We start from the raw sequence: 13,940 nt of genomic DNA on the forward strand, positions 1-13,940 counted from the left end.
CGATTTAAGGAATGGATGGACGGATGGGGATCGAAACGCTTCTTGAGAAGGCATCCAGCTACTTGCGCGAACAGGATCTGACACGGATCAAAGAGGCCTACGAGTTTGCGGATCAGGCGCATGCGGGACAGGTGCGCAAATCGGGCGAGCCTTATATTTTGCACCCGTTGGCCGTGGCGGAAATATTGGTCAACATGCAGATGGACACCACGTCCATCATTGCCGCGCTGCTGCACGACGTGGTGGAGGATACGACAGTCTCGCTCGACACGGTCCGGGACAAGTTCGGCCCAACCTGCGCCGCCATTGTGGACGGATTGACCAAGCTCGAGAAGATCAAGTTCAAAAGCAAGGAAGAGCATCAGAACGAGAACTACCGCAAAATGTTCGTGGCCATGGCTCAGGATATTCGGGTCATCCTCATCAAGCTGGCGGACCGGCTGCACAATATGCGCACCCTGAAATTCCAGTCGGAGGAAAGCCAGCGGCGGATCGCTTATGAGACGCTCGAAATTTTTTGTCCGATCGCCCATCGGCTTGGCATATCCGCCATCAAGTGGGAGATGGAGGATATCGCGCTTCGCTTCCTGAATCCGCAGCAGTATTACCGCATCGTTAATCTGATGCAGAAGAAGCGCGCAGAGCGGGAGCAGTATATAAACGACGTAATCGACACCGTTCGGGAGAAGCTGAAGGAGATGGGCATCGACGGCGACATCTCCGGCAGGCCCAAGCATATCTACAGCATCTACAAAAAAATGACGGTCAAGAGCAAGCAGTTCAACGAAATCTACGATCTGCTGGCGCTGCGGATCATCGTCGACAACGTCAAGGACTGCTATGCGACGCTCGGCATCATTCATACGCTCTGGAAGCCGATGCCTGGCCGCTTCAAGGATTACATCGCAATGCCGAAGCCGAACATGTACCAATCGTTGCATACGACGGTGATCGGACCGAAGGGCGAGCCGCTTGAGGTACAGATTCGCACCTACGAAATGCACCGGACGTCCGAGTACGGGGTGGCGGCGCATTGGGCGTACAAGGAAGGCACGGCGGTGCCAAGCGGCAGCTATGAGGACAAGATGAAGTTCATCCGCGAAATTCTCGAGCTGCAGAACGAGACGCAGGATGCCCAGGAGTTCGTCGAATCGCTGAAGATGGATTTTTTCTCCGATCTCGTGTTCGTCTTTACCCCGAAGGGGGAAGTGATCGAGCTTCCGGCCGGCTCCGTGCCGCTTGACTTCGCCTACCGCATCCATACGGAGGTCGGTAATCGAACGATCGGCGCCAAGGTGAACGGCCGCATCGTGCCGCTCGATCATCCGCTGAAAACCGGCGACATTGTGGAAATATTAACCTCCAAGCATTCGTACGGGCCGAGTCAGGATTGGATCAAAATCGCCCAGTCGTCGCACGCGCGCACGAAAATCAGGCAGTGGTTCAAAAAAGAGAAGCGCGAGGAGAACGTGCTGAAGGGCAAGGAAGCGGTGGAGCGCGACCTTCGCCGGCTCGGCTACGAGCCGGCGGCCCTGATGAAGGACGACGAGCTGATGGAGGTTGCCAGGAAGTTTAATTTTAACGAGATCGAGGATATGTACTCGGCCATCGGCTTCGGAGGCATCACTTCGGCCCAGATCGTCACGCGGCTGACCGAGAAGCTTCGCCGGGAAGCGGAGGAAGCCCAGGCGCAGGCGATGCAGCTGACGAGCGAGGTCAAGGAAGTGAAGGCGCCGCAGGGCGACAAGGAACGGCGCGGCCGTCCGACGAACGGCGTGCGGGTCAAAGGAGTGGACAACCTGCTTGTGCGGTTTGCGCGCTGCTGCAACCCGGTGCCCGGCGATTTGATCGTCGGCTATATTACGAGGGGGCGCGGCGTGTCGGTGCACCGCGCGGACTGTACCAACATTCCGGCTCCCGACAACGGCGAGGAAGGCAACCGCATCATCGAGGTCGAATGGGTCGATCATATCGAAGCCAACTACAACGTCGAGATCGAAATTACCGGACATGACCGCCGCGGCCTGCTGAACGAGGTGCTGCAGGCCGTATCCGAGAGCAAGACGATGATTTCGGCGGTGACGGGACGCTCGGACAAGAACAAGATGGCGCTGATTCATATGACGATTCTGATCCGCAACATCGATCACCTGCATTCCGTCGTCGAGAAAATCAAACGGGTGAAGGACGTTTACTCCGTTCAGCGCATTATGCAGAGCTGACGATTGCTGTGTCGAACTACCGGCGAAAACATAAATCCGAAGAAGGAATGAACAGGCATGAGAGTGGTCGTTCAACGAAGCGGTCCTGCGCAGGTGAAGGTCGGGCAGCAGACGGTTGGCCGCATCGAACGCGGGCTCGTGCTGCTGGTCGGCGTGACGCACGACGATACGGAGCGGGACGCTTCGTTCTTGGCCGAGAAAATTGCCGGCCTGCGCATTTTCGAGGACGAGGAAGGCAAGATGAACCGGTCGGTTCTCGAGGCCGGCGGGCAAATATTATCCGTATCGCAATTTACGCTTTACGGAGATTGCCGCAAGGGCAGGCGGCCCAACTTTATGGCGGCAGCGCGGCCGGAGCAGGCGGAGCCGCTGTATGAGCGGTTCAATGAGCTGCTTCGCGGCCTTGGGCTGACCGTCGAGACAGGCACGTTCGGGGCGATGATGGAAGTGTCCCTCGTTAACGACGGCCCGGTTACGCTTATCGTGGACAGCCGCTGACCCGTTAGCGGGAGCTTGCTCAGCAGCAGGGTCGCGGGTTAAGCGGCGGCTCTTTTGGGAACAATGTCATTCGTAGACATCAGCCCCAAGGGAGCGACCGCCATGTACCGCAGCCTCAAACAAACGCTAGCCGCCCGGCCGGAGACGCAGCTCGTCCCCGGACAGCTGGCGGACCACGCCGCTATCGAGGCGGCCGGATGGATCGGAGCGGAGCTCAGCGGCGAATACACGTCGCAGCAGGAGCAGATGAAGCAAACGCCCCGCAAGCCTCCCAGATAATATTCGGTGGTTCCCGGGCTGCCGCCGCGGCAAGCTTCATTGTCGCCTCATTCAATCGGACCGCTTCTGCCGGAAAGGCAGCAGGCGGTCCTTTGCATAGGGGGCCCTCGGCATATACGGAAAGCGAATCGCCATTCGGACGCGGCTTATGGCTGGCGGCATGACCGTTAACTTTTCTTAAACATTCTGTAAAGCGTCGTTAACGGCTTCATATTACAATAGAGCTTGTCAGGAAAGGAGCTTCGTTTTTGGCGAGAGTGGGGACATTTGCCGAAATTTGCAACCAATTCCGTTTCTTTTTCGTATACCTTAGTGGCCTCCGGCGGTTCGCCGTGTGCCGTGTTTCCTCGCGCGGGCCAAATATGCTACACTAGTGTCTAGTTTTTGCGAACGTTAACGGAGGGACATGGCTTTGAAAATATATATCGAGCGAACCGGCGAAACCGGACACGGTAATGAAATGTTCAACATCTGCAGGCTGTTTTTCGACGAGACGGAGCTGATCTACGAAGCGGGAGAAGACGCGGCGCTGCGCGTTCGCGTCGATATCGGCGAAGGCTCCGGGCCCGGCCGCGTCATGGCCGAGATCGAGCTGACGGAGACGGCCAGCGGCATGACGTTCCGGTCCCGTCACGAGCGGGAGGCAGGCGCGACAGCAGAGGAGCGCAAACGTTCGGTCAAGCGGGCGGCAGGCTACGGGCTTTTGCAGGTGCTCAGCCAATATACGGGCCTTGAGCAGCCGTGGGGCATTCTGACCGGCGTCCGGCCGACGAAGCTGCTGCACAACCTGATGATGAGCCGCAGCATGGAGCAGTGCAGGCGCATTTTGCGCGAGGAATACCTCGTGTCCGAGCCGAAGGTCGAGCTGCTGACCGACATTGCTGAGCGGCAGCTCAAGGTTATTCCCGATCTGTTCCGGTTGGACCGGGAGATCAGCCTGTATATCGGGATTCCTTTTTGCCCGACGAAATGCGCGTACTGCACGTTCCCTGCCTATGATATCCGCGGCAACAACGGCTCTGTCGAAGCTTTCCTCGCGGGCCTGCACGAGGAGATTCGCGAGATGGGCCGCTGGGTGAAGGAGGCCGGGCTTGGCGTGACGACCGTCTACTGGGGCGGCGGCACGCCGACGAGCATTACCGCGGCGCAGATGGACGCTTTGTTTCACACCTTGCACGATTCGTTCCCCATGGACAAGGTGCGCGAGCTGACTGTGGAAGCGGGGCGCCCCGATACGATTACCGAAGACAAGATCGAAGTGATGAAACGGTGGAAAACCGACCGGATCAGCATTAACCCGCAAAGCTTCACCCAGGCGACGCTCGATGCCATCGGCAGGCATCATACGGTGACGGAGACGGTGGAGAAATTCAAGCTGGCCCGGGAGATGGGCATGAACAACATCAACATGGATCTGATCATCGGGCTGCCGAACGAAGGAATGGAGCAGCTGGCGAGGACGCTGGAGCAGACGGGCGAGCTGATGCCCGAATCGCTTACCGTGCATACGCTCTCGTTCAAGCGCGCTTCCCGCATGACGAAGAACAAGGAGCAGTACGAGGTGGCGGAGCGCGATGAAATTGCCGAAATGATTCGCGCCGCGGCCGAATGGACAAAGCAGCGCGGCTACAAGCCGTATTACATGTACCGTCAAAAAAATATTCTCGGCAACCAGGAGAATGTCGGCTATGCGCTGGAAGGCCGCGAAAGCTTGTACAACATTTTGATGATGGAGGAGCGCCAGACGGTGATCGGCCTCGGCTGCGGCGCCGTCAGCAAGGTGCTGTTCCCGAAGACGGAGCAGGAGGGAAGCTACGAGCAAAAGATCGAACGGTTCCCGAATCCGAAGGAGCCGGCGGTCTACAATCAGTCGTACAAGGAGTATATCGCCAAAAAAATCAAGCTGCTGAACGAGGCGTATTTCGCCGCGGAGCGTCGGTAAAGCCGCTGCGATGGCGGCAGACGCTGCACGGCAGCCATCATTATGAATTTATTCGAGGTGTTACATGTCACAGCAATTGGGGAAATACCGCAATGCCAACGGGAAGGGATACATCCTGCTGATTGCGCTGCTGGTCGCCGTTGCGGCGTTAGGCGCGCTCGCTTATGGTTGGGCCAGCAAAGGAAAAGTCGGTTCTGTGGGAACGGAGCCGCATGTCGGCAAGCCGCAGGAGCTGAAGCAGGTTCAGACGGTCCAGGAGCCGAAGGACGCCTACGACCTGATCGTGGTCGGAACCGATCCGGAGGGCGTAGCGGCTGCCGTGTCCGGTGCGCGCAACGGGCTCAAGACGCTGCTCATCGACGGCCGGGACCGCGAGGTGCTGGGCGGGCTTATGACGCTCGGCTGGCTCAACAGTCTGGATATGAACTATGCGCCGGACCGGGGGCTGCTGCAGTCGCGTGAAATTTTGAACCAAGGCTTGTTTACGGAATGGTATGCCAAGATCGAGGGCGATTCGTTCGACGTGACGACGGCGGCCAACGCATTCAACGACATGGTTGCCAAGGAAAGCAATATCGATGTCGTGCTCATGGCGAAGAAAATGGAGCCTGTCGTGGATAATAGCGGAGGAGAGGCTGTAATTACCGGGCTGGCGGTCACGCTGGCGGACGGCAGCGAGCGGACGATATCCGCCAAAGCGGTCATCGACGCGACGCAGGACGCCGACATTGCCGCGGCGGCAGGCGTGCCGTATACATACGGCCGCGAGGATCTGGGCGATAAGCAGGCGAGAATGGCCGTCACGCTCGTCTTCCGGCTCAAGAACGTGACGCCGGACGTATGGAAGAAGATGCAGCAGCGGGCTTGGAACGACAACGACGACGGCACCGGCGCGAATGAAATGAGCATCTGGGGATATAAGGACATGAAGGATTACCCCCCGGCCAATAAGGAACGCGTCGCCATGCGCGGACTCAACGTCGGGCGGCAGAACAACAACACGATTTTGATCAACGCGCTGCAAATTTTCGGCATCGACGGAACCGATCCCGCATCGCGGGCGGAAGCGTTCGAGCTGGCCAAGAAGGAATTGCCGCTCATTGTCCAATACATGAAGGACAAGTATCCGGAGCTGTCCGGGGTTGAACTGGACGCAACGGCTCCCGAGCTGTATGTGCGCGAGACGCGGCATATTCAGGGCGAATATCGCCTGACGATGATCGACGTGCTGGAGAACCGCGACCAATGGGATCGCATCGCCTTCGGCTCTTATCCTGTGGACATTCAGCGGCTGTCCCCGGCGGACACCGGAGCGGTCGTCTCCGTTCCGCAGCAGTACGCCGTCCCGTTCCGCAGCATCGTCCCGCAGAAGGTGGACGGGCTGCTCGTCGTCGGCCGCTCCGCGAGCTTCGATACGTTGCCGCACGGCAGCGCCCGCGTCATTCCGGTCGGTATGGCTACCGCTCAAGCGGCCGGCGCCGCGGCGAAGCTGGCCATGGACAGCGGCATGACGTTCCGCGAGATGTCCGCTTCCAAGGAAACGATCGCCAAGCTGCAGGATACGCTGAACGCGCAGGGCATGGCGCTGAAGCCGTTCCAGTTGGAGCCTCAGCCGTTCATGAAGCATAAGTCGTACGAAGGGCTCAAGGCGGCGGTGATGCTGGGTCTGGCCACAGGCGGCTACAACAACGATTTCGCGCTCGACGCCAAGTCGAACGTGCAGCGGATGATGAATCAGCTGAACGGCATGCGCAAGGCGAAGCCCGAGGTGTTGGCCGGCGACCCGTCCGGGGCCGTTCCCAAGGGCTCCAGTCCGCAGGAGCTCGCCAAGCAGCCGATCGATCTGGAGACGGCGGCGCGCATGATCGCGCTGGTGTTCCAGGAGGAGGCGCCTCAGCAAGGAACGCTGGACAAGCTGCTGGCCAAAGGCATCATCACGCAGGAGACGACGCGTCTCATCGCGAACCGGCAGGCGCTGACGAACGGCGACACGTACTTGCTGATCAAGGACGCGTATCATGCGGCGCTTGGCGGCAAATGATGAGCGGATAAGCCCGGGTTTATTGTAAAATCCGACAAAATGCGCGCATGTGCTTGACTTTGGAAATTTTCGATATTAGAATGAACGTAATTGTACATCCCAGTTCCGATGATGGGACAAAGTAGTCCGTACGTTGCATAGCCAGAGAGGGAGGACCCGGCTGCAAGCCTCCTTATGCTAAGCGGATGAACAGACCTCCCGGAGGACAATCGGCGAACCCGTATCAGCCGTGCAGTAGCCGATTGCGTCAGCGGGCGTTAACCGCGCAGAGAGTGAACGGATCGGAGCGGCTATGCATGGTCGCGACGCAACGTTCAAATCGTGGGTGGTACCGCGGGAGCTTGGGTTGCCAAATGCATAACGGCAGCGATAACGGCCTCTCGTCCCTGATCGCATCGGGGGCGGGAGGCTTTTTAGTATGTAACGGAAAGGAAGGAGTGACGCGCTTATGAGTATTCAAAAGCCGGTCGGCACGCAGGATTTGCTGCCGGGCGCCGTGGAGAAGTGGCAGTATCTCGAGGGCAAGGCGCGGGAGCTGTGCCGGCGTTTCAATTACCGGGAAATTCGCACCCCCGTCTTCGAGCTGACGGAGCTGTTCCAGCGCGGGGTAGGCGAGACGACCGACATCGTGGAGAAAGAGATGTATACGTTCCAGGACCGGGGCGATCGCTCGCTCTCGCTGAGGCCGGAAGGAACGGCAGGGGTCGTCAGGTCCTATGTCGAGAACAAGCTGTACGGCGAGCCGGACATCAGCAAGCTGTATTATATCGGACCGATGTTTCGCTACGAGCGCCCGCAGGCGGGACGCTACCGGCAGTTTCATCAGTTCGGCGTCGAGGCGTTCGGCTCGGAGGACCCGGCGCTCGATGCGGAGGTGATCGCGCTCGGCTATACGTTCTACCGGGAGATCGGGCTGAAGGACGTGACCGTGGAGATCAATTCCGTCGGCACGCCGGCCGTTCGCGCCAAGTACCGCGAGCATATCCAGCGCTTCTTCGCTCCGGTCAAGGATAAGCTGTGCAAGGACTGCCAGTCCCGCTACGACCGCAATCCGATGCGCCTGTTGGATTGCAAAATCGATCAGGCGTACGGCGAAGGCGCGCCGACGATTTTGGAGCATCTCGACGAGGAATGCGCAGGACACTTCGAAGCGGTGCAGGCGCATCTGAAGGCGATGGGCATCCCGTTTCGCATCAATCCGCGGCTTGTGCGCGGACTTGATTATTACACTCACACCGCCTTCGAGTACAAGGCGGCGGGCATCGGCGCGATCGATACGATCGGCGGCGGCGGCCGATATAACGGCCTTGTCGGCCAAATCGGCGGCAACGATCGTCCCGGCGTCGGTCTCGGCCTCGGCCTGGAGCGCATCTTGCTCGTGCTCGAGGCGCAGGGCGTCGACATGCCGGCGGAGCCGCCGCTTGACGTGTATGTGATCGGCCTCGGCGAGGCCGCGGAGCGGGAGACGGTGAAGCTGCTGCAGACGCTAAGGCTGCGCGGCCTGAAGGCGGAGCGGGATTACCTCGGCCGCAAAATCAAGGCGCAGATGAAGTCCGCCGACCGGCTGAACGCCCGCTATGTCGCTATACTCGGCGACGACGAGCTGGCCCGCGGCGAGATTGCCGTCAAGTCGATGGCGACCGGCGAGCAGGAGACGCTGCCCTTGGCAGGCCTTGCCGAAGCCATCGCGGCGAAGAAATAATTGACGTTAAATGCTGTTCATCCATTTTCCATCACATTGGGAGGTAACTATACTATGCTGCTGAAAACACATCACTGCGGCTCCCTGACAAAAGCGCATGTCGGCGAGACCGTCACCTTGAACGGCTGGGTACAGCGCCGCCGCGACCTCGGCGGAGTGCTGTTCATCGACCTGCGCGACCGGAGCGGCATCGTGCAGATCGTATTCAATCCGGAGTTTTCCCAGGAGGCGCATGCCATCGCCGACCGCGTTCGCAACGAATACGTGCTCGCTGTTAAGGGCAAAGTCGTCGAGCGCGACCCGGAGACCGTGAACGAGAACCTGGCGACCGGGGAGATCGAGGTGCGCATCACTGAAATCGAGATTATGAACGCCGCCAAGAACCCGCCGTTCTTCATTGAAGACGGCATCGAGATCGACGAATCGCTGCGGCTGAAATACCGCTATCTCGACCTGCGCCGTCCGGAGATGCAGAAGACGCTGATGCTCCGCTCCAAAGCGGCCAAAATTTTCCGCGATTTCCTCGACGAGAACGGCTTCCTGGAGATCGAGACGCCGATTTTGACGAAGAGCACGCCGGAAGGCGCGCGCGATTATCTCGTGCCGAGCCGCGTGCATCCGGGCGAATTTTTCGCGCTGCCGCAGTCGCCGCAAATCTTTAAGCAGCTGCTGATGGTCGGCGGCCTGGAGCGCTATTATCAGATCGCTCGCTGCTTCCGCGACGAGGACTTGCGCGCCGACCGCCAGCCGGAATTTACTCAGGTGGACATCGAGACATCGTTCCTGTCGCAGGATCAATTGCTCGATCTGATGGAGCAGCTCGTTGCGCGCCTGTTCAAGGAAACGGTCGGCGTCGACATTCCGCGTCCGTTCCAGCGCATCAGCTATGCCGACGCGATCGGCAAATACGGCTCCGACAAGCCGGACCTTCGCTTCGGCCTGGAGCTTGTCGACGTGACCGATCTGGTGGAGACATCGGGCGTGAAAGTATTCGCCGACGTGGCGAAGAAGGGCGGTCAGGTGAAGGCGCTGAACGCCAAAGGCTGCGCGGCGTGGAGCCGCAAGGAGATCGACGATCTGCTGCCTTTCGCCGCCCGCTACGGCGCCAAGGGCCTGGCCTGGATTCAAGTGAAGGACGGCGAATGGAAGGGGCCGATCGTCAAGTTTTTCAGCGAAGCCGAAATCGCCTCGCTCAAGGAGCGCCTTGGCGCAGAGGAAGGCGACCTGTTGCTGTTCTCCGCCGACAACAAGAAGGTGGTGGCGGACGTGCTCGGCAACCTGCGGCTGAAGATCGGCCGCGACCTCGGCTTGATCGACGAGAGCCAGTTCAAGTTCGCCTGGGTGGTGGACTTCCCGTTGCTGAGCTACGACGAGGAAGAGAAGCGCTGGGTCGCCGAACACCATCCGTTCACGCGTCCGAAGGAAGAGGATCTCGGCTACTTCGATACGGACCCGGGGCAAATTCGCGCCCAAGCCTACGACCTGGTGCTGAACGGCTATGAGGTAGGCGGCGGCTCGATGCGGATCTACCAGCGCGAGGTTCAGGAGAAAATGTTCCAAGCGCTCGGCTTCTCCACCGAGGAAGCTTACGAAAAATTCGGCTTCCTGCTTGAAGCGTTCGAATACGGCACTCCGCCGCACGGCGGCATCGCCTTCGGCTTCGACCGGATCGTCATGCTGCTGGCCGGACGCTCCAACCTGCGCGAGACGATCGCCTTCCCGAAGACGGCAAGCGCAACGGACCCGCTGACGGACGCACCGGGGACAGTCGACGACAAGCAGCTTGAGCAGTTGTCGATCCGCCTCGCGCTCAAACAGCCGGCGGCGAAAGCCTAAAACCGGGAGCAAAGGAGTTAACGATATATGCTGCACCAGTTTTCAAGGACTGAGCTTGCCATCGGCCCGGAAGGGCTGGAGGTGATGAAGAACAGCACGGTGGCGGTCCTCGGCATCGGCGGCGTCGGTTCGATCGCCGCCGAGGCGCTGGCCCGCACCGGCGTCGGACGGATCATTCTGATCGACAAGGACGTCGTCGATATTACGAACGTCAACCGGCAGATTCACGCGCTGACGACAACGGTCGGTCAGCCGAAGGCGGACCTGATGCGGGATCGGATCAAGCTGATCAATCCCGATTGCGACGCGGTTTCCTTGCGCATGTTCTATACCGAGGAGACGGCGGAGCAGCTGTTCGCATACCCGCTTGATTATGTGCTGGATGCGTCCGATACGATCTCGTACAAAATCCACTTGATCAAGGAATGCTTGCGCCGGAAAATTCCGATCATCTCCAGCATGGGAGCGGCGAACAAGATGGACCCGTCCCGCTTTCAGGTCGCCGATATTTCAAAGACGACGGTCGATCCGATTGCCAGGGTGATCCGCACGAAGCTGCGCAAGGAAGGGATCAAGAAGGGTGTGAAGGTCGTCTTCTCCACCGAGGAGCCGATCAAGCCGCGCACCGACGTCACGCAGCGCATCGTGCCGGAGAACGCCCCGGAAATCCGCAAGGCGCAGCAGCCGCCCGCAAGCAACGCGTTCGTGCCGCCGGTAGCCGGCCTCATCATGGTCAGCGTCGCCGTGCGGGATTTGCTGGCGAAGGCAGGCTTGAAATAACGACAGACATACAAGCACAGGCATAGCTGCATCCGGGCTGACGGGCGGCTATGCCTTTTTATACTTTGCACCCTGCGTTAGCGCTGGAACCCTACGTTAGTGCAGGAACCCTGCGTTAGGGCCCGAGCTCTGCATTGGCGTTGCCCCACTCCAGGCACACCCGCACATGAGGTGACGAATTCCGCAAAAATTGCAACATTTTCCGTCTCCTTCGTGTTAGAGGAAATCCGAATCCGCCTCGTACTCGGCAGGATGCTTTTCCAATTTCCTAGCGTGATATAATAGAGATGATGAGAGGCCGGAGAGCCCATTTTTGAAAAGTAAGGTTGTGACTGCGATGGATTTGTTTACGCTCGCCGAGGAGCGGAGCCCGTCCGGGAAGCTGCTGGCCGACCGGATGCGTCCGGTGACGCTGGAGGAATATATCGGGCAGGAGCATATCGTCGGCCCCGGGAAGCTGCTGCGGAGGGCGATCGAGGCCGATCAGGTGACGTCGATCCTGCTGTACGGCCCGCCCGGCACGGGCAAGACGACGCTGGCCAATATCATCTCGCACCGGACGTCCGGCATTTTCATCCGGCTGAACGCGGTGGACGCCAGCGTGAAGGATGTGCGGGATACGATCGAGCAGGCAAAGCAGAACCGGTCGCTGTATGGCAAGAAGACGATTCTGTTCCTGGACGAGGTGCACCGGTTCAACACGTCCCGCCAGGATGCGCTGCTGCCGGCGGTGGAGCAGGGCACGATCATCTTCATCGGGGCGACGACCGAGAACCCGTTTCACCACGTAAACGGGGCGCTCATGTCGCGGTCGACTTTGTTCCAGCTGAAGCCGCTGACGCACGAGCATTCGCTGCTTGCTATGAAGAGAGCGCTGGCGGACAAGGAGCGGGGCCTCGGCTTTATGGCGTTGGAGGCCGAGGAGGAGGCGCTCGCTCATATCGCCCGCATGGCCGGCGGGGACATTCGCCGCGCGCTCAATGCGCTCGAGCTGGCTGCGCTCACGACGCCGCCGGACAAGGACGGGATCGTCCGCATTACGCCGGAGGTGGCCGAGGAATCGATTCGCCGCCCGACGGTCAAGGCCGACGAATCGACGCAGTACGACGTGCTGTCGGCCTTCCACAAAAGCCTGCGCGGCTCCAGCGACGCTGCGCTGTTCTGGTTCCTGTACGCGGTGGAGAAGCTTGGCATGGACCCGATGACATTCCTGCGGCGGCTGATCGTCATGACCGGCGAGGATATCGGGCTGGCCAATCCGCAGGCGATGGTGCAGGCGGTGACGGCGATGGACGCGTACCATAAGATCGGCTGGCCGGAATCGAAATATGTGATCGCCCAAGCGATCCTGTTCGCCGTCGAGAGCCCGAAGTCCAACGCGGTCGCCATGGCGATCGGCCGGACGATGGACGCCATGGAGCGGCTCCGCTCGGCCGAGGTGCCCCTGCACCTGCGGGACGCGCACTACAAAGGCGCGGAGAAGCTCGGCCATACCGGCTACAAATATCCGCACGATTATCCGGGCCATTATGTCGAGCAGCAATATTTGCCCGATCCGATCCGGCACATGCGCTTGTATGAAGCGACCCGCCAAGGCATGGAGGAGCGCATCAGACAAAACCAGGAGCGGCGGCATAGCCCGGGAGGCGATCCTCCTGCTTAAGCCGGGTCTGTGAATCCGGAGTCGACATCGCGGCGCAGCCGGGCGATCTCGCCCGGCTGTTCTTCGGCATGACGGGCCATAACTGCAGGCCTGCTCTCGTAAGAAGCATGCTTGCTCTCATAAGAAGCATGCTTGCTTTCGTAAGAAGCATGCCTGCTAACGGATCGTCTCGCGAATAGCTGGATGGTTGGGAAGGAACTCCGTATTAGTCGCCTATAATCACTATCCCGTTCGCTCAGACAAGGGAGTCGAATCCTTTTTGACCGCGCCTATAGCCACTATCCCGTTCGGTCAGACAAGGGAACGAACTCCGTATTGGTCGTCTATAGTCACTATCCCGTTCGGTCAGACAAGGAATCGAACTTCATACTCGTCGCCAATGATCACGATCCCCGTCATTTCGCTTGGTTCCAGTCCACATGCTTCTAGAGCACTCTCCCATTTGCTCAGATGACATTTTAGCAACTGGACATATAGATATATGCAACGCCCACGACGAGTAGGACGATCCTAAAATAACGTTTGAAGCCGGCAACTGCGAGCTGTCGACACTATAGAATGCCAGCGCCGTTATTATGGATCTGTGTCCTAAAATTCATCTTTTTTTCGTTAATCAATAATTTTCAGAAGCGAGCTGAGTGATGGAGGGAGCCGCTCGGGTCATGAGCCGGGGGCGGCATGTTCCGCTAATCGGCTGGCTAGTTATTGCCGGACAGCGTCATCAAGCTCGGTTTTCTGAGTTAAGGGGATAGTGATTATATGAACGAGACAGGGATAGAGTCGGCAGGAGCATGAAGGGGGAGGTGGTTTTTATAAAAAAAAGCACAAAAAGGAAAAATAAGGAATGATAAACAGAGGATCAGATAAAGAAACAACCAAGGGGAACTAAGTGCAAAAAGAAAAAACCGGAAGACCCGGGAATAACAATTAAGGGCCCAAAATAAAACGGAAGAACCCGGAAGGACCAAGAAATCGCC

The 13,940-nt window shown here is 59.1% G+C and carries 9 protein-coding genes; all 9 read left to right on the forward strand.

The annotated features are described in order from the left end of the window. Window positions 1-23 precede the first annotated feature (23 nt). Window positions 24-2,222, forward strand: a complete 2,199-nt coding sequence (locus F591_RS0105180) for a RelA/SpoT family protein (protein WP_019533528.1) — start codon at window positions 24-26, stop codon at window positions 2,220-2,222. Window positions 2,223-2,279: 57 nt separating this feature from the next. Beyond that, entirely contained in the window at window positions 2,280-2,720 is a 441-nt protein-coding gene (dtd, locus tag F591_RS0105185) for a D-aminoacyl-tRNA deacylase (protein WP_019533529.1), read from the forward strand. Between the two features lie 54 nt (window positions 2,721-2,774). Continuing rightward, window positions 2,775-2,999, forward strand: a complete 225-nt coding sequence (locus F591_RS31250) for a hypothetical protein (protein ID WP_169445837.1) — start codon at window positions 2,775-2,777, stop codon at window positions 2,997-2,999. A 406-nt stretch (window positions 3,000-3,405) separates the two neighbouring features. After that, window positions 3,406-4,941, forward strand: a complete 1,536-nt coding sequence (locus F591_RS0105195; RefSeq protein WP_019533531.1) for a coproporphyrinogen III oxidase — start codon at window positions 3,406-3,408, stop codon at window positions 4,939-4,941. Between the two features lie 64 nt (window positions 4,942-5,005). Then, window positions 5,006-6,982, forward strand: a complete 1,977-nt coding sequence (locus F591_RS0105200) for an FAD-dependent oxidoreductase (RefSeq protein WP_040741126.1) — start codon at window positions 5,006-5,008, stop codon at window positions 6,980-6,982. A 448-nt stretch (window positions 6,983-7,430) separates the two neighbouring features. Continuing rightward, the gene (hisS, locus tag F591_RS0105205) at window positions 7,431-8,684 is read left to right on the forward strand and encodes a histidine--tRNA ligase (RefSeq protein WP_019533533.1); all 1,254 of its coding nucleotides are present in this window, start codon (window positions 7,431-7,433) and stop codon (window positions 8,682-8,684) included. Between the two features lie 54 nt (window positions 8,685-8,738). Beyond that, window positions 8,739-10,520 carry an aspartate--tRNA ligase gene (gene aspS / locus F591_RS0105210; protein WP_019533534.1) on the forward strand — a complete coding sequence of 594 codons (1,782 nt, stop codon included), beginning with the start codon at window positions 8,739-8,741 and terminating at the stop codon, window positions 10,518-10,520. A 27-nt stretch (window positions 10,521-10,547) separates the two neighbouring features. Next, window positions 10,548-11,300, forward strand: coding sequence for a tRNA threonylcarbamoyladenosine dehydratase (locus tag F591_RS0105215; protein WP_019533535.1), 753 nt, complete (start codon window positions 10,548-10,550; stop codon window positions 11,298-11,300). A gap of 337 nt (window positions 11,301-11,637) precedes the next feature. Continuing rightward, entirely contained in the window at window positions 11,638-12,963 is a 1,326-nt protein-coding gene (locus F591_RS0105220; RefSeq protein WP_019533536.1) for a replication-associated recombination protein A, read from the forward strand. Window positions 12,964-13,940: the final 977 nt, after the last annotated feature.

The organism is Paenibacillus ginsengihumi DSM 21568 (assembly GCF_000380965.1).
In the GTDB taxonomy this organism is placed as follows: domain Bacteria; phylum Bacillota; class Bacilli; order Paenibacillales; family NBRC-103111; genus Paenibacillus_G; species Paenibacillus_G ginsengihumi.